Source organism: Pseudomonas lundensis, assembly GCF_015377145.2.
In the GTDB taxonomy this organism is placed as follows: domain Bacteria; phylum Pseudomonadota; class Gammaproteobacteria; order Pseudomonadales; family Pseudomonadaceae; genus Aquipseudomonas; species Aquipseudomonas lundensis.
The window spans coordinates 3419544-3441888 of sequence record NZ_CP062158.2; the positions used below are offsets into that span (position 1 = coordinate 3419544).

The window sequence follows — 22345 nt, forward strand, 5'->3', positions numbered from 1 at the left end:
TGTCTAGGCAGCTAATGTCAAGGCGATAAATAGCCAGCTATCTATTCATGCCAATGGCGTCTGACCGACGGGGGTGGGTCCGCCACTCGTAGCAATGAGCTGTTTGATAAAAAAACAGGGGCTGACGCAAGGGATGCCTGCGCCAGCTGAAGGCTACGCCTGAGCAGGCACGCCGCTGTGGAAGCGAAACTCAACGTCAGGGCTTTCGATGAGTGCTTGCTCGGCGTCGCGAACGCGCTCAATGACCTGAGCAATGTCCTTGGCGTCGCCGCATTGATAGGCCAACTTCAAATAGCCCTGGAAATGCCGCGCTTCGCTTTTCAGCAAACCGAAATAAAACGTGCCCAGCTCTTCGTCCAGGTGCGGCACCAGCGCCTCGAAACGCTCACAACTGCGCGCCTCGATAAACGCCCCGACCACCAGCGTGTCTACCAGCTTCACGGGCTCGTGGTTGCGTACTACTTTGCGCAAGCCTGAGGCGTAGCGGCCTGCAGACAGCTGGCGAAGTTCGATCTTGCGCTTTTTCATCAAACGCATGACCTGCTCGTGGTGCACCAACTCTTCGCGGGCCAGACGCGACATCATGTTGATCAGGTCAACATGGGAGTGATATTTGGCGATCAGGCTCAGCGCCGTGCTGGCAGCCTTGAACTCGCAGTTTTTATGATCGATGAGCAGGGTTTCCTGATCGGCCAGCGCTGCCGCGATCCAGCCATCGGGCGTTCGGCAACCAAGAAACTCGTGAATTTCAGGAAGAATCACGCGAACGCTCCCGAAATAAGAAGGGTGCGCGACGAGTCGGCAGTAGGCAGAGAAGTGACAGGCATGAGGCTCACACAGACTGGAGTGACAAAGCCGCCGATTATACGGGGCCCACGGCACAGCACCAGCCTGGCGGGTTGATATGCATCAACGCGCGGGCAACCCGCGAGCAACTATAGTGGTTGCACTTAATCCTCCATGGAGCCTCGACCATGCAAAAGATCAACAAGCTGCTGGTGGTGATCGAACCCGAGTTAATGGAAAGCCTTGCCCTCAAGCGCGCCAAACAAATCGCCGAAAAGACCAAGGCCGCCCTGCACCTCTTGATTTGCGACAAAGAGGACAAACACGCCGCATTGCTCAGCGTCCTTGAGAACGCGTTAAGGGCCGAAGGCGTTACTGCCAGCAGCGAACGGTCCTGGCATGAGAGCAAGCACCAGACCATTATCCGGGCGCAGCAGGCTGAGAATTGCGGCCTGGTGATCAAGCAGCACATTCCTGACAACCCCCTGAAAAAACTCTTGCTCACGCCCGAAGACTGGAAACTGTTGCGCTACTGCCCGGCTCCGGTATTGCTGGCTAAATGTGCAACGGACTGGGACAACGGTGTCGTGCTGACCGCGGTGGACGTGGGTAATGACGATGCCGACCACATGGAACTGCACAAGAGCATTGTTGACGCCGGTTTTGAAATCGCCAGCCTGGTTAAAGGCAAGCTGCATGTGGTCAGCGCCTACCCGGCTCCCATGCTGGCCGCCGTTGAAGCCGCCTACCCGATTGAAACGGAATACGAGGCGATTTATCGCAAGGCGTGCGAAGGGTTCCAGAAACAGTACGACATTGACGGCAGCCGCCTGCATGTCGAGGAAGGCCCGGCCGATGTGATTATTCCGCGGGTTGCCGACGAGCTACACGCTGCCGTGACCGTCATGGGCACAGTGGCGCGCACCGGGTTTTCGGGGGCGCTGATCGGTAACACCGCAGAAGTTGTCATCGACAAACTCAAAAGTGACATCTTGGTGCTCAAGCCAGAAGAAATGACCCGTCACCTGGAAAAACTGGCATCCAAACATTGACCTGCTAATCAGTTGCCCAGCGCATCTTTCAAGAAACTGGGGGCGATGTAGCGCTGATAGTGGGCTTCGGACAGCAGGAAAAATTCCCGATCAATGGCGTCTCGCAGCTCGGGCAAATTCCAGTCGCGAAACTCAGGCAACAGCACCATTCCGTACGCTTCCAGCTGATTGATCACCCGCGCCCCGCGGGCAATCAGCTGGTAGGCCCAGCAATATTCGGACTGATGGGGGACAAACCGAATTTGCCGCGCCAGCAACTGACCACGCAGCTTTTGTGGGTCAAACACTTCAACCTTGCCCGCCATCACCTGCACGAGCAACTGCTCCAGACGCATCCACACTGCGCGCTTCTCGTCGTCGTTGTAACCGTTCCAGTGGATCACTTCATGATGGAAACGCTTGCATCCACGGCATACCAGGTCGCCGTAAACCGTCGAACACAGGCCGATACAGGGAGTCTTGATGGTTTGGTTGGGCATGGCGAAATAGAGCACTGCAGAGCGAAACAGGCGGGCATGTTAGCCCTTTGTCTAACGCAGATCACCCCTCAACCTTCAGGGGTTAACTTACCTTTACCAAGTTTTTCCCGTAGAATCGGCCTGCCTTTTAAGGCGCCAATGTCCGTTAGAAGCTGTTTTCAAAGCGTCACGAGCACAGTTGATCCTGAAGAACGGTGTTGGTGATGGGTACTTGCCAGGCAACTGCCCGCACCAACGTGCACCACCCCTCCGTTCCCAAGGCGTAAAACTTTGAAAACAGCTTCTGTTGGGAATCTCTGCAACTCTGGCTAAGCGGCTCATAAAGCCCCGCAGCGCATGAGTGCCTTGCATTCCTGGATGAGCGTCCCGGACACCCATTTGGGACCAATGATGAGGGTAATAACTGTGCTTGAAGCCTACCGCAAACATATCGAAGAGCGCGCAGCACTGGGTATCGTTCCCCAGCCGCTTAACGCCGAACAAACTGCAGGCCTGGTTGAGCTGCTGAAAAACCCGCCTGCTGGCGAAGAAGAATTCCTCGTTGACCTGATCACCAACCGCATTCCACCGGGTGTTGACGAAGCGGCCTACGTAAAAGCCGGCTTCCTCGCTGCCCTCGCGAAAGGTGAAGCCACCTCCCCCCTGATCAGCAAAAAGCGCGCTGTTGAACTGCTTGGCACCATGCAAGGCGGCTACAACATCGTCACGCTGGTTGACCTGCTGGACGACGCAGAGCTGGCTCCGGTGGCTGCCGAGCAGCTCAAGCACACCCTGTTGATGTTTGACGCCTTCCACGACGTTGCTGAAAAAGCCAAGAACGGTAATGCCCACGCCAAGGCGGTGGTGCAATCCTGGGCTGACGGCGAGTGGTTCAAAAACCGCCCTACCCTGGCAGACAAAATCAGCCTGCGCGTATTCAAGGTGACCGGCGAAACCAACACCGACGACCTGTCGCCTGCCCCAGATGCCTGGTCACGTCCTGACATCCCGCTGCACGCGCTGGCCATGTTGAAAATGGCCCGTGACGGCATCGTGCCAGACGTCCAGGGCTCCATCGGCCCGATGAAGCAAATCGAAGAAATGCGCGGCCAGGGCTTCCCTATCGCCTACGTCGGTGACGTTGTCGGTACGGGTTCTTCGCGTAAATCGGCTACCAACTCGGTACTGTGGTTCTTCGGCGACGACGTGCCTTACGTGCCGAACAAGCGCGCCGGTGGTTTCTGCTTCGGCAGCAAAATTGCTCCGATCTTCTACAACACCATGGAAGATGCGGGCGCACTGCCTATCGAGTTTGACGTCAGCAACATCAACATGGGCGACGTGATCGACCTGTACCCGCACGCTGGTAAAGTCTGCAAGCACGGTACCGACGAAGTCATCACCACCTTTGAACTGAAAACCCCGGTTCTGCTGGATGAAGTCCGCGCTGGCGGCCGTATTCCGCTGATCATCGGTCGCGGCCTGACTGAAAAGGCACGCGCCGAACTGGGCATGGGTCCGTCTGACCTGTTCAAAAAGCCTGAAGCGCCTATTGAAAGCACCAAGGGTTTCACCCTGGCGCAGAAAATGGTCGGTAAAGCCTGCGGCGTAACCGGTGTTCGTCCGGGCACTTACTGCGAGCCGAAAATGACCACCGTGGGTTCTCAGGACACCACCGGCCCAATGACCCGTGACGAACTGAAAGACCTGGCATGCCTGGGCTTCTCGGCGGATCTGGTGATGCAGTCGTTCTGCCACACCGCGGCCTATCCAAAGCCGATCGACGTGACCACCCACCACACCCTGCCTGACTTCATCATGACCCGTGGCGGCGTTTCCCTGCGTCCGGGCGACGGCATCATCCACAGCTGGTTGAACCGCATGCTGCTGCCTGACACCGTCGGCACCGGTGGCGACTCCCACACCCGCTTCCCAATGGGCATTTCGTTCCCGGCCGGTTCGGGTCTGGTGGCATTTGCTGCCGCGACTGGCGTCATGCCACTGGACATGCCGGAATCGGTTCTGGTTCGCTTCAAAGGCAAAATGCAACCTGGCATTACCTTGCGCGACCTGGTTCACGCCATTCCTTACGTGGCAATCCAACAAGGCCTGCTGACCGTAGAGAAAAAGGGCAAGATCAACGAGTTCTCGGGTCGCATCCTGGAAATCGAAGGCCTGGACAACTTGAGCATCGAGCAAGCGTTCGAACTGTCCGACGCGTCGGCAGAACGTTCGGCTGCTGGCTGCACGATCAAACTGTCCAAAGAGTCGATCACCGAATACCTGAAATCCAACATCACCCTGCTGCGCTGGATGATCGGTGAAGGTTACGGCGATGCACGCACCCTTGAGCGTCGCGCTCAAGCGATGGAAGCCTGGATTGCCAACCCGCAATTGATGGAAGCCGATGCTGACGCCGAATACGCGCACATCATCGAAATCGACCTGGCTGACATCAACGAGCCAGTGCTGTGCGCCCCGAACGACCCGGATGACGCCCGTCTGCTGTCCAGCGTTGCTGGCGAGAAAATCGACGAAGTATTCATCGGTTCGTGCATGACCAACATCGGCCACTTCCGCGCAGCGGGCAAGTTGCTCGACAAGGTCAAAGGTCAGTTGCCAACCCGTCTGTGGCTGTCGCCGCCGACCAAAATGGACGCTCACCAGCTGACCGAAGAAGGCTACTACGGCATCTACGGCAAAGCCGGCGCGCGCATGGAAATGCCGGGTTGCTCGCTGTGCATGGGTAACCAGGCACGTGTTGAGCCGAACGCCACCGTGGTGTCGACTTCAACCCGTAACTTCCCGAACCGTCTGGGTGACGGCGCCAACGTATACCTGGCTTCGGCCGAGCTGGCGTCGGTGGCTTCTATCCTGGGCCGCCTGCCTTCCGTTGAGGAATACATGGCGTACGCAGCTGAGATCAACACCATGGCGGCGGACGTTTACCGCTACCTGAGCTTTGATCAGATCGCTGAATTCCGTGAAGCGGCAGCCAATGCCAACATTCCGGTTATTCAAGCGTAAGCTGACGCTGTAACGAAAAAGCCCCGACTCGCAAGAGCCGGGGCTTTTTCATGCCCGCCGCAATGCAAGGCTATAGCAGTGGCGCCACAACCTGCTGCTTGCGCGGCCAGGCATCCAGCACCGCCTTGAACAGCGTGGCCAGCGGGATGGCAAAAAACACCCCCCAGAAGCCCCACAAGCCACCGAACAACAGCACCGCGCAAATGATCGCCACCGGGTGCAAGCTCACCGCTTCTGAAAACAGCAACGGCACCAGAATGTTGCCATCCAGTGTCTGAATGATTCCGTAGACCGCCATCAGGTAAATGAACTGATCGCTCCAGCCCCACTGGAACAAGGCAATCAGGCACACCGGCACAGTCACGACCACCGCTCCTACGTAGGGCACCACCACCGACACACCCACCAATAAGGCCAGCAATGCCGCGTAATTGAGATCCATGACGACAAACGCAATGTAGGTGACGCCTCCGCAGATGATGATCTCGATGACTTTGCCACGAATGTAGTTGGCAATCTGACGGTTCATGTCATGCGCCACGCGGGTAATCAGCGCACGCTGGCGAGGCAAGTAGCTGCGCACCCAGCGGCCGATCATGGCCCGGTCCTTGAGAAAGAAGAACACCAGAATCGGCACCAGTACCAAATAGATCATGATGTTGACCAACAGCGGCAGACTGGACAGCGAGAGGGTCAACGCCAATTGCCCCACTTTGCCAATCTCCCCTCGCGCCACCTCGATGGCCTGCAACACTTGCTCATCCGAGACCAGATGCGGGTAGCGTTCAGGCAGCAACAACAGCAACGACTGCCACTTGACGAGCATGCCCGGCAGCTCATTGAACAGCGTGATCAATTGGTGCCACAGCAGCGGCACCACTACCACGATAAACAGCAATAACAGGCCCATGAACAACGCAAACACCAGCCCTACGGCCACCGCTCCAGGCAAGCGCAAGCGCTCCAGTGCCACCACCAGCCCCTGCATGAGGTACGCCAGAACCATGCCCGCCAGCACAGGCGCCAGCATGCCGCCCAAGGTCAAGACCACTGTGAACGCCAGCACTAGCAACACGGCCAGCACCACCGCTTCCTCATCGGAAAAGTAGCGTTGTATCCAGTTACGCAACACGTTGAACATCAAGATTCCTTTTAAAAGGTGTCGCCCGGGCGTCAGGCCTTGCGCAACCAATAACGATAGACGCCCGAATCCTCTTGCTCTCCGAGCAGTTCATGCCCCGCCAGGCGCGCGAATGTGCGGAAGTCGCGCTGGGAGCCCGCATCAGTCGCAATCACCTTCAGCACGGCACCCGAGCTCATCTGATTGAGTACCATCTTCGCCTTGAGCAACGGCAACGGGCAATTCAGACCGCTGGCGTCCAGCAGCGAATCATGTTCCAACACATCAGTCATTTACCCGTCCTCAGGCATTTTGTAGCGCACTAGAATACCCCAGGCTGACCCGCCTCTGGTCGCCAGCCCACTGTGCAGCTACAGTAAGCCCTTTATCGACTAGAGCTTCGTGCATGAATTTTCTGCGCCCGACCCTGTTGACGCTCGCTTGCCTGCTCGCATCACCGCTTTTCGCCGACGATTTGCCGTCGTTGGGTGATGCCAGCTCCTCCATTGTTTCGCCTCAACAAGAGTACAAACTGGGTCGCGCCTGGCTGAGCATGTTGCGCGGCCAGGTCTCGCAGCTTAACGATCCGCAGCTCAAGGACTACGTTGAAACCAGCGTCTATAAATTGGTCGAAACCAGCCAGGTTCAGGACCGGCGCCTTGAATTCATATTAATCAACAGCCCCCAGCTCAACGCCTTTGCCGCGCCCGGCGGAATCATCGGCGTGAACGGCGGCCTGTTTCTCAACGCGCAGACCGAAGGTGAGTATGCCTCGGTGCTGGCGCACGAATTGGCCCACTTGTCGCAGCGGCACTTCGCACGCGGGGTCGAAGCGCAACAACGCATGCAATTGCCCATGATGGCCGCCTTGCTGGCAGGCATCGTCATCGCCGCCTCGGGGGCGGGTGATGCCGGGATTGCCGCTATTGCGGGCACTCAGGCCGCAGCATTTCAGGAGCAGCGACGCTTCTCCCGGCAAAACGAGCAGGAAGCAGACCGCATTGGCATCCTTAATCTGGAGAAAGCCGGTTACGACCCGCGCTCCATGCCGACGATGTTCGAGCGCCTGATGCGCCAATACCGGTTCGATGCCAAACCACCGGAATTTTTACTGACTCACCCGGTGACCGAATCGCGTATTGCAGACACCCGCAACCGTGCTGAACAAGCCCGCCCCGGCGGCGCCGAGGACAGCCTGCGCTATCAATTGATTCGCGCACGGGTGCAACTCAACTACGAAGAAACACCCGGACTTGCCGCCAAGCGTTTCCGGGTCCAACTCGATGAAAACCCGAACAACGACGTGGCCCGCTACGGTTTGGCCATCGCGCAGATCAAGGGCAGTCAATTCAAGGACGCTCGGGACAACCTGAAACGGCTGCTCGACAAATCGCCCAACGACATCACGTACAACCTGGCGCAGATCGAACTCGACATGGCCAGCAATCAACTGGACGATGCGCAAAAGCGGGTCGAACGGATGCGTACGCTGTATCCGGGCAATTACCCGCTCAATCAGGCGCGTGTCGATCTGTTGCTTAAACAGAACAGAGCAGGCGAAGCAGATAAAGCACTGGAAGCCTTGCTCAAGAGTCGACCGAACGACCCGGATGTCTGGTACTCGGTGGCTGAAACCCGCGGCCTTTCGGGCAATATCATCGGCTTGCATCAGGCGCGGGCGGAGTACTTTGCACTGGTGGGTGATTACCGTCAGGCCCTGCAACAGCTGGACCTGGCGAAAAAACTGACCAATAACTTCCAGCTGCTATCGCGCATTGATGCTCGGCAACGTGATTTGCTGGATGAAGAGCGGTCTATCAAAGACATGATGAATTGAGAGCACGCCTGAAGGCGGCAGCTTCACGGGAGTGAGCTACCGCCTTCAGTGCCTACGCCCAAGAGCGACACTCAGGCGTTGCCCGCCAGCTTCAAACGGGCCGCTTGAGTGAAGTCCAACATGCGTTTGAGTGGGCGAACCGCTTGCGGCACCAGCGCCGGATCGACAAAGATCTCGTTCGATCCCTTCTGTAGACATTCCAGCGTACGTTCCAGCGTATTCATTGCCATCCACGGGCAATGGGCGCAGCTGCGGCACGCCGCGCCATTGCCTGCCGTAGGCGCTTCAATAAAGACTTTGTCAGGACACAGCTGCTGCATTTTGTAAAAAATGCCGCGGTCGGTGGCCACGATGAAGGTCTTGTTGGGCAGGTTCTGCGCGGCGGCAATCAGTTGACTGGTGGAGCCTACGGCGTCGGCCAGATCAATCACCGACTCGGGCGATTCAGGGTGAACCAGAATCGCCGCATCCGGGTACAGCGCCTTCATGTCTTCGAGCTGCTTGGACTTGAACTCTTCATGGACAATGCACGCCCCATCCCAGAGCAACATGTCGGCCCCGGTCTGGCGCTGGATATAGCGACCAAGATGCTTGTCAGGCCCCCAGATGATCGTTTCGCCGTTATCCATCAGGCTTTCGACGATTTCCAGCGCACAGCTTGATGTCACCACCCAGTCTGCACGGGCTTTAACCGCAGCTGACGTGTTAGCGTAAACCACCACAGTGCGCTCGGGGTGTTTGTCACAGAACGCAGAAAACGCTTCGACCGGGCAACCCAGGTCCAGCGAGCAGGTGGCTTCCAGCGTCGGCATCAGCACACGCTTTTCAGGGGTGAGGATTTTGGCCGTTTCACCCATGAAACGAACACCGGCGACCAGTACCGTTTTTGCGGGATGCGCGGCACCGAAACGGGCCATTTCCAGCGAGTCGGAAACGCAACCGCCTGTTTCTTCGGCGAGCGCCTGAATCACGGGATCGCAATAAAAATGAGCCACCAGAACCGCATCCTGCGCCTTGAGCTCGGCAGCGATGGCGGCACGCAATGCAGCCTCTTCTTCCAGGGTCAGGGCTTTAGGCTGCTTGGCATCAAGGTGGGCTTGAACCAGAAGTCGTTCGGAAATATGCGTCATGTTCGCAAGACCTGCAGGCGCTACTGCGCGAAAGTCGAGTGTACCACCGGCTCCGGACCGTCGAGTCCCGCCGGGAGAGTGTGTGTTATCAGGCACGGACCATCTATTCAGCTCGCCAAGGCTACAGAATATGCTTGCGATTCAAAAGTTTAATGTTTCAGGGGAGGTCTTGCAGGGGATGTGTTGCAGGGCCACAAGGGCAAATCTGCCGATGACTGGCAGGCCACCAGGCATCGGCAGCAGAACTTAACTCACTGGCTCAACGCTTTAAGCACAAGCTCAGCCACAGCGCCACCTGACGCAGGGTTCTGGCCCGTAATCAAACGCCCATCTGCAACGGCATAAGCCGCCCACGGCTGGCTCGCCTTCTCATACTTGGCCCCACGCTTGACCAGCTCGGTCTCGGTCAAATACGGCACGACTTCGGCCAAACCGGCCAATTGCTCTTCTTCATTGGAGAAACCCGTGAGTTTTTTCCCCTCAATCAGCAGTTTGCCGTCGCTGAGCATGATATTCAGCAGCCCGACCGCCCCGTGACATACCGAGGACACGACTCCACCCGACTCATAAATCTCGCGGCTGATGGTTTGCAGCTCAACGTTGTCCGGGAAATCCCAGATGACCCCGTGGCCCCCTGCAAAGTAAATAGCGCAGTAGTCTTCAGGCTTGATATCGCTTGGCTTGAGCGTTGCGCCAAGGCGATTCATGAACGACTTATCGTGATACCACTGCCAGTCAATATCAGCTGCCATGTCCTTGGCCAAACTGTGAGGGTCGATCGGCGTGTAACCACCTTGAGGGCTGACGAAGTCGACTGTGTAGCCTGCAGCCTCAACCTTCTGTACGAAATGCACCGCCTCCCCCAGCCATAAACCCGTGGCACGCGGCAGGTTCGGGTATTTTTCGACACTGGTCAAAACCACCAACATTTTCTTGCTCATCGTAAGCCTCCTGTAAATAGCGGGTATGCACGCAACTTGGGCTGTACATCACTGCAAATGGTTCAGCCGAGGAACGAAGCGAGAGCATAGACCATTAGGTTTGCCGACTCAGGGTGAGCGGCTACGCTGAGTTTTCCCAGCACTTGAAATAGCGTGCCAGCATCCAACCCAACAGGAGTTGAAGCCATGACCACAGTCACGAATGCGCAGGAAGCCGTCGGTGTCGCGGCATCGGAGTCAGTCAACGCGGCGTATCAAAAAACCTTTGCTGTCGGCGGAGCCATCATTGATAACGCCACAAAAAAAATCATCGCAGCCATGCATAACAACGTATTGATGCCCTACCCGCCAGCCTCTGGCACAACCCGGTTTCTACCCCACGACCCTACCGCCCATGGCGAACGGCAATTGGTGGACTGGTATTACGAAAACGCCGCCGCACTCAAACTGCCACCTGCGCAGCAGCTCACGATCGTTACAACGCTCGACCCGTGCGCCATGTGCGCAGGCTCTTTACTCACCGCGGGGTTCAATGTTGCCGTCAGCGCAATCGATACCTATGCGGGCATTAATTACAACAGCGCGTTTGATTTCCCCACTCTGCCCCTCCACATACGCGAACAAGCGCAAAAAAGCTGGGCTTATTACGCTGTCGCACCACCCTTCAGCCGTGCTTTTACAGGCAGCACCACGCCGGTCTTTGCAGGACAGACGATTGATTCGTTGTTGTATTGCCTGACGTCATCCATTTTTGAAGCCAGCGTGAACACCGTCAGAGAGTCCAGCAATAACAGCGGCATCGAGCCGGCACACTTGAAAAACCCCGCCGACCTCCCTGCCAACAGCCCCGTACGACAAGCGCTAACAGCATTGAGCGACCAAGCACTCACAACGGTCTCACCCAGCCCGCGCAACCCTGGCGCCGAGCTGAGCGCCCCATTGATTGCCGTTGCACAACAGGCCCAGCTCAACGGCGGCGCCTTCAACGCGGTTGCGCTGCTTGATCCATTTGGTAATTTGCTGACCTGCTTGGGCGGGAGTGAAAAACAATCCCCCATCCGCACGGCATTTATGGAGACCACGCGCGGTTACGCCGTTCTGCGCTGGAAACTCATGAATGACCCGTCACCGGAAGTGCGCGCCGAAGCCGAGCAATATCTGACGCACCCCAAATACGGAACATTCGTCTTTCTTTACGCCCCAGATCCCGCAACACCACAGGCCGTGATGACACTGGGGGCGTACGGATCAACGATGGAAGGCCCCGTACCGCAGAGCTACCCCTCGAACTTTCAATACGTACTGTTGCCCGCCTCAACCACCGCACAGGCCGTTTCGGAACTGGCGCAAACGCTGCCGCCTTTTTATACCCAAAGCGTGCAAGTGGCGCCCGCCCAAGTGCTCAGCGAAGCGTTGATTGCCAGCGCCCAGCAAGGCGGATGCAAGCACTAGCTAAATTCGCCGTCAAGCGCCAACGGGACGACGCGACTGGATGGCGTCGACCCGTTGCAGGTATGTCCATTCCAGGCAAATTAAAGACACAAAAAAGCCGGTAGACCCTGAGGTACTGACCGGCTGTTTTGGTGTAGCGATATGGTGGGTCGTGTGGGATTCGAACCTACGACCAATTGGTTAAAAGCCAACTGCTCTACCAACTGAGCTAACGACCCGCTTCGTTGTGGGACGTATAATACTGATTTTTAACGAGAATTCAACACCCGATTAAAAATAAATATGAAATAAATCAAAAATAACGGGTTGGGTCTTTGATTCCGGCGGCTGCAAAGCCATCTGCACGCAAGCGACAGCTGTCGCACTTACCGCATGCACGGCCCTGGTCATCGGCCTGATAGCACGAAACAGTCAGCGAATAGTCGACGCCTAACTGTATGCCCGCCTGAACGATCTGTGCCTTGCTCAGATTTTGCAAAGGCGCCTTGATACTGAAAGGCTTACCTTCGACACCCGCCTTGGTAGCAAGGTTGGCCATGACTTCAAAAGCCGCGACAAACTCGGGACGGCAATCCGGATAGCCTGAATAGTCCACAGCGTTCACGCCGATAAAAATATCTTGGGCATCCAGTACCTCGGCCCAACCCAATGCCAACGACAGGAACACCGTATTGCGCGCCGGGACATAGGTGACGGGAATACCTTCACTTGGCGCCTCAGGCACGTCAATCGAGCTGTCGGTCAGCGCCGACCCTCCGATGCCGTCCAGGTTCAGGCCAATGACCTTGTGGTCAATGACCCCCAGATCACGTGCAACACGCGCTGCGGCATCAAGTTCCGCACGATGGCGCTGGCCATAATCAAAGCTCATCGTGTAGCAGCTGTAGCCCTCGGCGCGAGCCATGGCGACAACGGTCGCCGAATCCAGGCCACCCGACAACAGAATGACCGCTCTTTTCTCTCTTACAACCGATTGTTCCGTCATTTCAGCGCCCCGGCTCATCATTCCATAAGTATTTGTGCAACTGCATTTGCAAACGCACAGGCAAGTTGTCCGCTACGATCCAGTCGGCCAGGTCACGGGCCGACAAATCATGATGGCTTGGCGAAAACAGCACCTCGCCCGCTCGCCGCTCCAATCCATACTCGATCAACTTCGAAACAGCCCAGTCGTAGTCATCACGCGAACAGATCACAAACTTGACCTGATCATTGGATGTCAGCAACGCGATATTTTCGTAGAGGTTACGATGGGATTCTTTAGAGCCAGGGGTTTTCAAATCAAGCACGCGACTGACGCGTGGATCAACTGCCGAAATATCCAGCGCGCCACTGGTCTCGATGGAGACTTCATACCCGGCATCACAGAGCTGCGTCAGTAAAGGAATTGCGTTGGGCTGCGCCAGCGGCTCCCCCCCCGTAACACAGACGTAACGCGGACGATAACTTGCCACCTGCTCGAGTATGTCCTCAAGAGGTCTCACAGTGCCGCCACTGAATGCGTAAGCGCTGTCGCAATAACCACAGCGCAACGGGCAACCGGTAAGGCGAACAAAAACGGTCGGCAAGCCAGCCGTTCGCGTTTCACCCTGCAACGAGTAAAAAACTTCGGTAATTCTCAATGTGTCTTGCATATCCGCCACGGGCGTAACAGCTAAACAGGCTGTCCGCCTCCGTCAGGCACTCCAAAGAATCTGCCAACGCAGTACTCAGAAGAGCGTATTTCATAAAAGGGCGTGGATTCTAACGAAAAAACCCGCGACAGGCGCGGGTTTCTCGATGAAAGCGTTTGAGAGCTTACATGCGCTGCAAATCGCGCTGCGCCAATTGCGCTGCCGATGTGCCCGGATATTGAGACACCACTTGCTGCAGGATGCCTTTAACCTTATCGGCATGGCCAAGACGGCGCTCTACATCAGCCAACTTGTACAAAGAGTCAGGCACCTTCCCATGCTTGGGATAAAGCTGGCTGACTTTAGCAAATGCCTGGCCTGCAGCCTGCAAATCCCCTTTCGCCAAATTCACCTCACCCAGCCAGTACTGCGCGTTACCGGCGTACTGACTGTTAGGGTATTTGCGCAAAAAGGCAGTGAAAGCCTGACTGGCCTTGTCGAAATCTTTGGCCTTGATCAAGTCGAAAGCAGCATCGTAATAGAGCTTTTCTTTCGCAGGATCACCCGGCTCGGAACTGGCGGCGGCCTGAGGTGCAGGCGCGGCCGTATTACTGGCGGCGGTATTGCTGCCACCCGATGACGAATTATCAGGCGTGGCAGCAGGAGCAATGCCAGCACCAATACGCCGATCAAGATCCTGGTATCGCTCCAGGCTTTCTTGCTTCATGCGCGAAATATCATTTTGCAGAACTTCAATCACACCCTGTTGGCGTGCAATCTGTTCCTGCATTTGTTGCAACTGGTTGAACAGCTCGCCCTGTGCCGAGACAGGGGCCGAAACCCCTCCCCCGGCATAGGCGCCGCTCGCACCGTAACCCGTTGACGGATAACTCCCCCCGCTATTGTTATAGCCAGAGTTGTCATCGACCACAGGAACCGCAGCCCAAACCGCAAGCGGCATGAGGCTGAGAGTCAGAATAGTTACAGCACGGCGGCACGTTCGCATGACGAATTACTTACGCAGTTCGACGCGACGGTTCTGAGCCCACGACTGTTCGTCGTTGCCAGTAGCGATCGGACGCTCTTTACCGTAGGACACCAGCTCCAGCTGTGCTGGAGAAACACCTTGCAGTACCAGGTAGCGTTGAACGGCTTTCGCACGACGCTCGCCCAGTGCCATGTTGTACTCACGAGTACCACGGGCGTCAGTGTTACCTTCCAGAACAACGCGAGCGCCGTTAGCTTTCAGGTCTTTTGCGTGAACGTCCAGAGCGCGCATAGCTTCTGGTTTCAGGTCCGAACTGTCGTATTCGAAGTAGAAAACAGTGATAGCACGCAGAGCAGCTTCTTCGCTCAGGGAGCCATCAACAGCGCCTGTGTTTGCGCCGTAACCAGCGTTTGGATCAACAGCAGCGCCTTCACCGGCATTGTCGCCGCCTTTGGACGAGCAACCTACAGCTACAGCCATGGCCAGTGCCAGCGCAGCAAATTTACCAAACTTCAGCATTTCCATCGTAAAACTCCTAATGAACCCCAAGTGTTAAGTGCAACGTAAAGCTATCACCACGTCAGTTCAGGTAAGGGGACCAGGAAGGTTCTCTGACTTCGCCTTGAGCGGTAGGAAGAGGGAGCCTTACGCGTCCGTTAATGGACACGAGCATCAAGACTCCCCGGCCCTGCTGGCGGGTGGCGTAGATTACCATGGTGCCGTTGGGCGCAACAGTAGCTGACTCATCAAGGTTGGTATCTGTGAGTATTTTTACGCTTCCACGCTGCAAATCTTGCGCTGCGACACGGAAGTTCGTGAAACCATCCTGACGATGAATCATTACCAGGGTCTTTTCGTCTGCCGAAAGCTTCGGACTGGCGTTGTAGTTCCCGATAAATGTCACGCGTTCTGCATTACCGCTACCGACTGTGGTTTTGTAGATTTGTGGTTTACCGCCACGGTCAGAGGTGAAGTAGATAGTAGACCCATCTTTACCCCAGAACGGTTCGGTATCGATAGCCGGGCTGTTGGTCACGCGCGTCAACTGACGAGAAGCCAGGTTCATCACGTAAATTTCAGCGTTGCCATCTTTGGACAACACAAATGCCAGCTTCGAACCGTCCGGTGACCACGCAGGAGCACCGTTGAGGCCTTCGAAGTTGGTGATTTGCTCGCGACGGCCGGTATCAATGTTCTGCATGAAGATACGCGGACGTTTTTGTTCGAACGATACATAAGCAATGCGCTTGCCATCTGGCGCAAAACGCGGCGACAGAATCGGTTCACGCGATTGCAGCAGTGTGACTGCACGCGCACCGTCGTAATCCGAACGCTGCAAAGTGTAGCGCGTGTTGTTGGCGCTGGCGCGCTCAGCCGTCACGTACAACAGACGGGTTGAGAATGCACCTTTAATACCGGTCAGCTTTTCAAACGACTGATCGGAGATGTAATGCGCCATGTCTCGCAGTTGCTCAGCAGTACCGGAAACACTGCCGGTCAGAACCGGTTGCTCGGTGGCCACGTTGAACAGGGCATATTGCACCTGCAAACGACCGCCCGCCGGAACAATATTACCGACCATAACGTATTGGGCACCCAGCGCTTTCCAGTCACGGAAAATGACTTCACTCGCCTGGGTCGGCAAGCTGATCATGTTCTGCTTTGGAATCGGCGCGTAGTAACCCGAGTTGCGCAGGTCATTACCAATGATCTCCGCCATGTCGTCCGGCAGAACGGAACCACCCTGCCAGCCGAATGGAACCACGGCAATCGGTGTGGCCCGGTCGCTACCGCTGGTGACCAGAATGTTCTTTTCTTCCGCCATTGCCATCCCTGCAAAGCAGCAGACGACGACTAGCAGTCCTCGAAAAAAGTTAATCACAAGGCTAGATCCTCAGGTGTGAATGTCATCTTGAATGATCGATAAGGATTGAATTCGCTGGGCTTCAAACCCTGCATCTCCGTTAAACGGCCAATATTCTTGACCGCCGCCACAGCCGAACTGTCAAAAGGTCCGTCACCGCTGGACCTGGCAACCGTAACCGAAGTTACCGTGCCATCCGGCAACATGCCGATTTGCAGCACCACTGTCATGTTCTTGCGAGCCGAAGGAGGACGAGCCCACCCTTCTGCTGCCCGGGCACGAATCAGGTCATCAAAACTACCGGCGACCTCATCGCCCTGCTCCTCTGCCAAGGCTTGTTGGCGTTGGGGCGTGTCAGAAAGCAAATCTGCCAAGGCCTGGGCCTTTTTCTCTTCGGTCGATTTACGCGCTGCTTCTACTGCCTTCTTCTTGGCAGCATCGGCAGACGCTTTTTTCTTCGCGTCTTCGGCGGCTTTCTTTTTTGCCTCGTCCGCTACGGCCTTTTTCTTGGCATCTTCAGCCGCTTTCTTCTTCGCATCTTCGACAATCTTTTTCTTGGCTTCTTCGGCGGCCTTTTTCTTCGCCTCTTCTTCAGCGGCTTTTTTGGCCTCTTCCTCAGATTTCTTTTTGGCTATGTCAGCCAATTTCTTTTCTTCAGCCTTTTTAGCTTCGGTAGCTTTTTTAGCATCATCAGCCTTCTTGGCTTCGTCCGCTTTTTTAGCTTCTTCGGCCTTTTTGGCTTCGCTGGCCTTGGCTTCGTCAGCCTTCTTGGCCTCTGCGGCTTTCTCGGCAGCCTCTTCTTTCTTTTGCTCTGCCGCTTTCACGGCTTCCTGCTCAACCTTTTTTTGCTCCATCTGCTCAACTTCGGTCTGACGTGCGGCAGATTTCTTTGCCTCACCCGCAATCTTTTGATTGGTTTGGGTCGTCGCCTGACTTTTTGACTTCAGTTGATACAAGGTTGCTTGAACAATCGGCTTGGAGGGTGGCAATTCCGGCGTCATGGCAAAACTGGCGAAGAGCATGCCAAAAATCAGGACGTGCAGCCCCACCGCCCAAACTGTAGGCCAAAAATAATTTTCAGAGGCGGACGGCTCCCGCTGTTCGCGCATCAGGGAGCCTCGGTGATCAAGCCAACGTTACCGACGCCGGCTTTCTGCAAGCCGCCCATGGCACCCATTACCGCGCCGTAATCCACCGACTTGTCACCGCGAATAAAGACTTGGGTGTGTTTGCCACCCTCATTGCCGGCACGAATGATTTTGGTCACGGCATCGGTCATCTGCGGCAAGGTCATGGCCTTGTCCATCTGCTTTTCAGTGTCGACTTCGCTGCCAAGGTTCCAGAAGTAGGTCTTGTCAGCCTTGATCGAAATAGTCAGAACCTGAGTGTTGTTGTCTTGCGGCAAAGCCTCGCTGGAGACTTTGGGCAAATCCACTTTCACACCCTGGTTGAGCATGGGCGCCGTCACCATGAAAATGACCAGTAGTACCAACATCACGTCGATGTAAGGCACTACGTTCATCTCGGCGACCGGCTTGCGCTTCTTGCGAGCTCGAGCGATTAAAGCCATTGGAAAATACCTGCTTATTCTTCGCTGGTGTGCACTTTGCGGTGCAGGATCGCCTGGAATTCATCGGCGAAGGTGTAGTAGCGACTGATCAGGGTTTCGCTACGCGCAGCAAAGCGGTTGTAAGCGATAACAGCCGGGATTGCAGCAAACAGACCGATCGCGGTAGCCACCAGTGCTTCGGCGATACCGGGTGCTACGGTTGCCAGCGTGGCCTGCTGTGCAGTCGCCAGCCCGCGAAAGGAGTTCATGATGCCCCACACCGTACCGAACAGACCGATGTACGGGCTAACGGAACCGACCGTTGCAAGGAACGGCAGGCTTTGCTCCAGCTTTTCTTCTTCACGGGAAATGGCCACGCGCATGGCACGGGCCACGCCCTCCATGACAGCCTCAGGATCGACGCCTGGCTGCTGACGCAGACGGGAAAACTCCTTGAAACCCGCACGAAAGATCTGTTCAACGCCCGAATCCGGGTCAGGGTTACTGCCCGCCTGGCGATACAACTTGGACAGATCGATACCCGACCAGAAGCGCTCTTCAAAGCTTTCCAGGGCACGTCGACCGGCACGCAGCATGGTGCTGCGCTGAAAAATCATGACCCACGAGGTAACCGATGCGGCCAGCAGGGTCAACATTACCAATTGCACAACAATGCTGGCATTGCTGACCAAGCTCCACATGGAGGAATGGTCGACGACGTTAGCTTCCACGCTTTATCTCCTGCTCTAAATGTTTACCCGCGCCGCTCACGTCGGCAAAGGCCGTACGTAAAGCTTCGGGAATGGCCCGGGGTTTGAAACTATCGGCGCGCACACAGGCCACCAAAAACTGCCCTTCACAGAGCAACGTTGAGTCCGCAGCCCGCCAGACCTGCTGTTTGAAACGCAAGCTGGCACGGTTGAGTTCTATTACTTGCGCAGTTACCAACAGTTCGTCGTCCAGTCGCGCCGGTGCGTGATAACGCGCCTCGCTGGAATGCACGACAAATAACAGGTTCTCGCCTGCCAGCTCGGACTGGGCAAACCCCAGCTCCCGCAGCCTTTCGGTTCGAGCCCGCTCCATAAACTTTAGATAATTTACGTAATACACGACGCCACCCGCATCGGTGTCTTCGTAATAAACGCGACAGCGATGTGCGAACGGCTCAAGCCTGTTTTGCGCGCGCATACTCTAGTGCTTACTCCTCAGGTTGCCAATCCGCCAGACCACTGTTTTTCACTCTTCTTAGACTTTAAGACCCAGGATTTTCAGCGCCAGCCCTTGTGACATCAAAAACGGCAAAAAAATCGACTCATTACGCCTTAATTAATCATCCAGCGCGTTCGAGAATTCATTAGCGCCCGGCATTTCGCCCAAACGCGACGGAATATTCAGACCGAAGTGCAAATACGCATGCCGGGTCACGACCCGCCCTCGCGGCGTACGCATGATATAGCCCTGCTGAATCAAATACGGCTCCAGCACATCCTCAATGGTATGGCGCTCTTCACTGATCGCCGCTGCAAGACTGTCGACCCCAACCGGCCCACCATCGAACTTCTCGATCATGGTTAACAGCAATCGCCGGTCCTGATGATCAAAACCATGCTCATCCACATCCAGTAGGTTGAGTGCCAGATCCGCCACCGATTTGGTGATGTGCCCCTTGGCCCGCACTTCGGCAAAGTCACGCACCCGACGCAGTAATCGATTGGCGATACGCGGCGTACCGCGGGCACGCCGTGCAATTTCGTACGCACCTTCAGGATCCAGCGGCAAACCGAAAATTCCCGCGGAACGACTGACGATCGTCGCCAGATCATCCGTGCCGTAGAACTCAAGCCGCTGAACGATACCGAAGCGGTCGCGCAGTGGGTTGGTCAGCATCCCGGCACGGGTTGTTGCCCCAACCAGCGTAAACGGCGGCAAGTCCAGCTTGATCGAGCGGGCAGCAGGCCCCTCACCGATCATGATGTCCAGCTGAAAATCTTCCATGGCCGGGTACAAAACTTCCTCGACAATGGGCGACAGACGATGGATCTCGTCAATGAACAGCACATCATGGGGCTCCAGATTGGTCAGCAAGGCCGCCAGATCTCCCGGCCGCTCAAGTACCGGGCCCGACGTACTTTTGATGGAAACCCCCATTTCCTGCGCGATGATGTTCGCCAAGGTGGTTTTACCCAAGCCCGGCGGACCGAAAATCAACGTGTGGTCCAACGACTCAGCACGCCCCCGCGCCGCCTGAATGAACAACTCCATCTGCTCACGCACTGCCGGCTGGCCAATATAGTCAGCCAGACTCAGTGGACGGATCGCACGATCCTGAACGTCTTCGCGGTCACGTCCACTGGAAGCGGTTATCAAACGATCAGCTTCAATCACTTAAATCATTCCCTTCAGGGCCCGGCGAATCATATCTTCACTGCTCAACGTTTTGTCCTTAATGGCTGACACGGCTTTACTCGCCTCTTGAGGCTTATAGCCCAAAGAAATCAAAGCGCTGACCGCATCGCTTTCAGCGCTGGCGACTTGCACCGGCGCATCCGGCTGATTGGGCACCAGCGCAAACATGCTCGGCACCTGCTCCCAGGCCTTGAACCGATCCTTCAACTCGACCAACAGGCGCTCGGCAGTTTTCTTGCCAACCCCCGGCACCTTGGTCAGCGCCGACGTGTCCTGTGCCTGCACGCAACGCACCAGTTCATCGACTTCCAGGCTGGACATCAATGCCAGCGCCAGTTTCGGGCCCACGCCATTGAGTCGAATCAGCTCGCGAAAAAAATCGCGCTCTCGCTTGCCACTGAAACCATAGAGCAACTGCGCATCTTCGCGAACCACCAGATGGGTATGCAGGGTCAAGGGCTCGCCGATTGAAGGCAGGCGATAGAGCGTAGTCATCGGGACCTCGACCTCATAACCCAGGCCATTTACATCCAGAATCAGGTGAGGGGGCTGTTTTTCAGCGAGAGTACCGCGCAAGCGTCCAATCACGTTTCAGATCCTTTTTCAGGCCAGATCAATGGCTAACTAATGAGACCGGGGCGCTGCACAATTGCACAGGCAATCATTCGCAGCGCTCACACACGGCATACATGCCCTTAAAGACGCAGACGACCGCCCCGACTGCGCGCTGCGCCCAACCCGTGCGGCAGCAGACTGGAGCGCGTGTGCGCGTGGCACAACGCAATTGCCAGGGCATCGGAAGCATCGATTTGCGGCTTTGTGGTCAGCTTGAGCAAATGCATGACCATCATCATGACCTGCTCTTTATTCGCGCCCCCCGTGCCTGCAACGGCCTGCTTGATTTGAGTCGCCGTGTACTCGGCAATTTCCAGGCTCTCTTCACCGCCAGCCACGATCGCCGCGCCGCGGGCCTGACCCAGCTTTAATGCAGAGTCCGCATTACGCCCCATAAACACTTTTTCAATGCCCATCGTAACCGGACCGTACGTCTGGATCACTTCGCGCACGCCGCGATAAACGATCTGCAGCCGCTCATGCATTTCGCCGTTGCCTGTACGAATACACCCCGAAGCCACGTACACACAGCCACGACCGGTATCCTGCACCACGCCATAGCCGGTAATTCGCGAACCGGGATCGATACCAAGAATAAGAGTCATAACGCCTGCAGCTTTAGAAGTGATGCCCTCGGGCATGAACCCGGACAGCTTAAAGGCAGAAGCCGGAGGTGCACAGCCTGCGATCATCGCAGCGTTGCACCTCCGGCTTCCAGGATTACAGCGAGGTATCAGGCAAGCTGTTCCAGCACAGCCTCGGGAATCTCGGCGTTGGAGTAAACGTTTTGCACGTCATCCAGATCCTCAAGCATATCGATCAGCTTGAGGATCTTTTCAGCCCCCTCCAGATCCAGCTCGGCACTCGTGGTGGGTAACATCACGATTTCGGCATCAGCCGGCTTAAAACCTGCAGCCTCCAATGCGTTGCGAACCGCGTAGAAGCTCGAGAACGATGTAAACACATCGATCGACCCGTCTTCATTGGTCACAACGTCATCCGCATCAGCCTCCATCGCCGCTTCAATCAGCGCATCTTCATCAACGTCAGCGGTATACGAAATCTGGCCTTTACGCTCGAACAAGTAGGCCACAGAGCCATCGGTACCCAGATTGCCACCGCACTTGCTGAAAGCATGACGCACAGCCGCTGCAGTCCGGTTGCGGTTGTCGGTCATGCACTCAACCATCACCGCCACGCCACCGGGACCGTAACCTTCGTAACTCAGCTCCACCATGTCATCGGTATCAGCCGCACCGGCACCTCGGGCGACCGCACGATCAATGACATCGCGACTCATGTTTGCCCCGAGCGCCTTGTCCAGCGCCAGACGCAACCGTGGGTTGGACGCCGGATCACCGCCACCCTGACGCGCCGCGACGGTCAGCTCACGAATCCACTTGGTGAAAATCTTGCCTTTTTTGGCATCCTGACGCTCTTTGCGGTGCTTGATGTTCGCCCACTTAGAATGACCTGCCATAACCTACTCCGAATCCTTGTCTGTGAA

The 22345-nt window shown here is 56.3% G+C and carries 23 protein-coding genes and 1 tRNA gene; 4 read left to right on the forward strand and 20 right to left on the reverse strand.

Going from position 1 to position 22345, the window contains the following annotated elements:
• Positions 1-153 precede the first annotated feature (153 nt).
• Positions 154-762, reverse strand: coding sequence for a MiaE family protein (locus IF654_RS16090; protein WP_083333360.1), 609 nt, complete (start codon positions 760-762; stop codon positions 154-156).
• Between the two features lie 212 nt (positions 763-974).
• On the opposite strand from IF654_RS16090, the gene IF654_RS16095 reads away from it, so the two are divergent.
• The gene (locus IF654_RS16095; RefSeq protein ID WP_047281007.1) at positions 975-1838 is read left to right on the forward strand and encodes a universal stress protein; all 864 of its coding nucleotides are present in this window, start codon (positions 975-977) and stop codon (positions 1836-1838) included.
• 8 nt (positions 1839-1846) lie between these two features.
• Here IF654_RS16095 and IF654_RS16100 read toward each other — a convergent pair whose 3' ends face one another.
• On the reverse strand, positions 1847-2317 hold the full coding sequence (locus IF654_RS16100; protein WP_047276693.1) for a DUF1289 domain-containing protein: 471 nt from the start codon (positions 2315-2317) through the stop codon (positions 1847-1849).
• A 405-nt stretch (positions 2318-2722) separates the two neighbouring features.
• Between IF654_RS16100 and acnB the strand changes: the two genes are divergently transcribed.
• Entirely contained in the window at positions 2723-5323 is a 2601-nt protein-coding gene (gene acnB, locus IF654_RS16105; protein ID WP_047276694.1) for a bifunctional aconitate hydratase 2/2-methylisocitrate dehydratase, read from the forward strand.
• A 70-nt stretch (positions 5324-5393) separates the two neighbouring features.
• On the opposite strand, the gene IF654_RS16110 is transcribed toward acnB, so the two are convergent.
• Together IF654_RS16110 and IF654_RS16115 are read right to left on the reverse strand one after the other, a co-directional pair.
• Positions 5394-6464: an AI-2E family transporter gene (locus IF654_RS16110; RefSeq protein WP_169836920.1), complete on the reverse strand. Its 1071-nt coding sequence runs from the start codon at positions 6462-6464 to the stop codon at positions 5394-5396.
• 32 nt (positions 6465-6496) lie between these two features.
• On the reverse strand, positions 6497-6736 hold the full coding sequence (locus IF654_RS16115) for a sulfurtransferase TusA family protein (protein WP_047276697.1): 240 nt from the start codon (positions 6734-6736) through the stop codon (positions 6497-6499).
• A gap of 113 nt (positions 6737-6849) precedes the next feature.
• Here IF654_RS16115 and IF654_RS16120 point away from each other — a divergent pair, with 113 nt between their 5' ends.
• The gene (locus tag IF654_RS16120) at positions 6850-8280 is read left to right on the forward strand and encodes a M48 family metalloprotease (protein WP_047276699.1); all 1431 of its coding nucleotides are present in this window, start codon (positions 6850-6852) and stop codon (positions 8278-8280) included.
• A 71-nt stretch (positions 8281-8351) separates the two neighbouring features.
• On the opposite strand, the gene nadA is transcribed toward IF654_RS16120, so the two are convergent.
• Complete coding sequence (gene nadA / locus IF654_RS16125; RefSeq protein ID WP_047277983.1) at positions 8352-9410, reverse strand: quinolinate synthase NadA; 1059 nt, start codon at positions 9408-9410, stop codon at positions 8352-8354.
• Positions 9411-9661: 251 nt separating this feature from the next.
• A complete protein-coding gene (locus IF654_RS16130) occupies positions 9662-10351 on the reverse strand; it encodes a type 1 glutamine amidotransferase domain-containing protein (protein WP_047276703.1) in 690 nt (229 codons plus the stop codon).
• 186 nt (positions 10352-10537) lie between these two features.
• On the opposite strand from IF654_RS16130, the gene IF654_RS16135 reads away from it, so the two are divergent.
• Positions 10538-11803 carry a cytidine/deoxycytidylate deaminase family protein gene (locus IF654_RS16135; protein ID WP_047295329.1) on the forward strand — a complete coding sequence of 422 codons (1266 nt, stop codon included), beginning with the start codon at positions 10538-10540 and terminating at the stop codon, positions 11801-11803.
• Between the two features lie 142 nt (positions 11804-11945).
• Here the strand turns inward: IF654_RS16135 and IF654_RS16140 are convergent.
• The 14 genes from IF654_RS16140 to IF654_RS16205 form a co-directional block, all read right to left on the reverse strand.
• A tRNA-Lys gene (locus IF654_RS16140) sits at positions 11946-12021 on the reverse strand.
• A gap of 74 nt (positions 12022-12095) precedes the next feature.
• Positions 12096-12788 carry a 7-cyano-7-deazaguanine synthase QueC gene (gene queC / locus IF654_RS16145; RefSeq protein WP_047283010.1) on the reverse strand — a complete coding sequence of 231 codons (693 nt, stop codon included), beginning with the start codon at positions 12786-12788 and terminating at the stop codon, positions 12096-12098.
• Between the two features lies 1 nt (position 12789).
• Positions 12790-13437: a 7-carboxy-7-deazaguanine synthase QueE gene (queE, locus tag IF654_RS16150; protein ID WP_047276706.1), complete on the reverse strand. Its 648-nt coding sequence runs from the start codon at positions 13435-13437 to the stop codon at positions 12790-12792.
• Positions 13438-13600: 163 nt separating this feature from the next.
• Positions 13601-14422 (reverse strand): tol-pal system protein YbgF, encoded by an 822-nt coding sequence (ybgF, locus tag IF654_RS16155; protein ID WP_047281010.1) that lies wholly within the window; start codon positions 14420-14422, stop codon positions 13601-13603.
• Between the two features lie 6 nt (positions 14423-14428).
• Positions 14429-14929: a peptidoglycan-associated lipoprotein Pal gene (gene pal / locus IF654_RS16160; protein ID WP_003441254.1), complete on the reverse strand. Its 501-nt coding sequence runs from the start codon at positions 14927-14929 to the stop codon at positions 14429-14431.
• Between the two features lie 55 nt (positions 14930-14984).
• A complete protein-coding gene (tolB, locus tag IF654_RS16165; RefSeq protein ID WP_213936080.1) occupies positions 14985-16235 on the reverse strand; it encodes a Tol-Pal system beta propeller repeat protein TolB in 1251 nt (416 codons plus the stop codon).
• Between the two features lie 47 nt (positions 16236-16282).
• A complete protein-coding gene (gene tolA, locus IF654_RS16170; RefSeq protein WP_047276713.1) occupies positions 16283-17377 on the reverse strand; it encodes a cell envelope integrity protein TolA in 1095 nt (364 codons plus the stop codon).
• Positions 17377-17829 carry a protein TolR gene (gene tolR / locus IF654_RS16175; protein ID WP_162199712.1) on the reverse strand — a complete coding sequence of 151 codons (453 nt, stop codon included), beginning with the start codon at positions 17827-17829 and terminating at the stop codon, positions 17377-17379. The genes tolA and tolR overlap by 1 nt, the downstream gene beginning before the upstream one ends.
• A 23-nt stretch (positions 17830-17852) precedes the next feature.
• Entirely contained in the window at positions 17853-18548 is a 696-nt protein-coding gene (tolQ, locus tag IF654_RS16180) for a protein TolQ (RefSeq protein WP_047276717.1), read from the reverse strand.
• Entirely contained in the window at positions 18538-19005 is a 468-nt protein-coding gene (gene ybgC / locus IF654_RS16185; RefSeq protein ID WP_047276719.1) for a tol-pal system-associated acyl-CoA thioesterase, read from the reverse strand. The genes tolQ and ybgC overlap by 11 nt, the downstream gene beginning before the upstream one ends.
• Before the next feature lie 138 nt (positions 19006-19143).
• Complete coding sequence (gene ruvB, locus IF654_RS16190) at positions 19144-20202, reverse strand: Holliday junction branch migration DNA helicase RuvB (RefSeq protein WP_047276721.1); 1059 nt, start codon at positions 20200-20202, stop codon at positions 19144-19146.
• Positions 20203-20811, reverse strand: coding sequence for a Holliday junction branch migration protein RuvA (ruvA, locus tag IF654_RS16195; RefSeq protein ID WP_047276723.1), 609 nt, complete (start codon positions 20809-20811; stop codon positions 20203-20205).
• A 107-nt stretch (positions 20812-20918) separates the two neighbouring features.
• Positions 20919-21443, reverse strand: a complete 525-nt coding sequence (gene ruvC / locus IF654_RS16200; RefSeq protein WP_047276725.1) for a crossover junction endodeoxyribonuclease RuvC — start codon at positions 21441-21443, stop codon at positions 20919-20921.
• A gap of 128 nt (positions 21444-21571) precedes the next feature.
• Positions 21572-22318 carry a YebC/PmpR family DNA-binding transcriptional regulator gene (locus tag IF654_RS16205; protein WP_047276727.1) on the reverse strand — a complete coding sequence of 249 codons (747 nt, stop codon included), beginning with the start codon at positions 22316-22318 and terminating at the stop codon, positions 21572-21574.
• Positions 22319-22345: the final 27 nt, after the last annotated feature.

Coding starts and splice junctions, on each gene's coding strand:
- pal (WP_003441254.1), bottom strand. CDS start 14,929: ATGGAAATGCTGAAGTTTGGTAAATTTGCTGCGCTGGCACTGGCCATG.
- ybgF (WP_047281010.1), bottom strand. CDS start 14,422: ATGCGAACGTGCCGCCGTGCTGTAACTATTCTGACTCTCAGCCTCATG.
- IF654_RS16115 (WP_047276697.1), bottom strand. CDS start 6,736: ATGACTGATGTGTTGGAACATGATTCGCTGCTGGACGCCAGCGGTCTG.
- IF654_RS16135 (WP_047295329.1), top strand. CDS start 10,538: ATGACCACAGTCACGAATGCGCAGGAAGCCGTCGGTGTCGCGGCATCG.
- nadA (WP_047277983.1), bottom strand. CDS start 9,410: ATGACGCATATTTCCGAACGACTTCTGGTTCAAGCCCACCTTGATGCC.
- IF654_RS16205 (WP_047276727.1), bottom strand. CDS start 22,318: ATGGCAGGTCATTCTAAGTGGGCGAACATCAAGCACCGCAAAGAGCGT.
- IF654_RS16110 (WP_169836920.1), bottom strand. CDS start 6,464: ATGTTCAACGTGTTGCGTAACTGGATACAACGCTACTTTTCCGATGAG.
- tolA (WP_047276713.1), bottom strand. CDS start 17,377: ATGCGCGAACAGCGGGAGCCGTCCGCCTCTGAAAATTATTTTTGGCCT.
- tolB (WP_213936080.1), bottom strand. CDS start 16,235: ATGGCAATGGCGGAAGAAAAGAACATTCTGGTCACCAGCGGTAGCGAC.
- queC (WP_047283010.1), bottom strand. CDS start 12,788: ATGACGGAACAATCGGTTGTAAGAGAGAAAAGAGCGGTCATTCTGTTG.
- IF654_RS16095 (WP_047281007.1), top strand. CDS start 975: ATGCAAAAGATCAACAAGCTGCTGGTGGTGATCGAACCCGAGTTAATG.
- IF654_RS16100 (WP_047276693.1), bottom strand. CDS start 2,317: ATGCCCAACCAAACCATCAAGACTCCCTGTATCGGCCTGTGTTCGACG.
- IF654_RS16130 (WP_047276703.1), bottom strand. CDS start 10,351: ATGAGCAAGAAAATGTTGGTGGTTTTGACCAGTGTCGAAAAATACCCG.
- IF654_RS16120 (WP_047276699.1), top strand. CDS start 6,850: ATGAATTTTCTGCGCCCGACCCTGTTGACGCTCGCTTGCCTGCTCGCA.
- ybgC (WP_047276719.1), bottom strand. CDS start 19,005: ATGCGCGCGCAAAACAGGCTTGAGCCGTTCGCACATCGCTGTCGCGTT.
- queE (WP_047276706.1), bottom strand. CDS start 13,437: ATGCAAGACACATTGAGAATTACCGAAGTTTTTTACTCGTTGCAGGGT.
- ruvC (WP_047276725.1), bottom strand. CDS start 21,443: ATGACTCTTATTCTTGGTATCGATCCCGGTTCGCGAATTACCGGCTAT.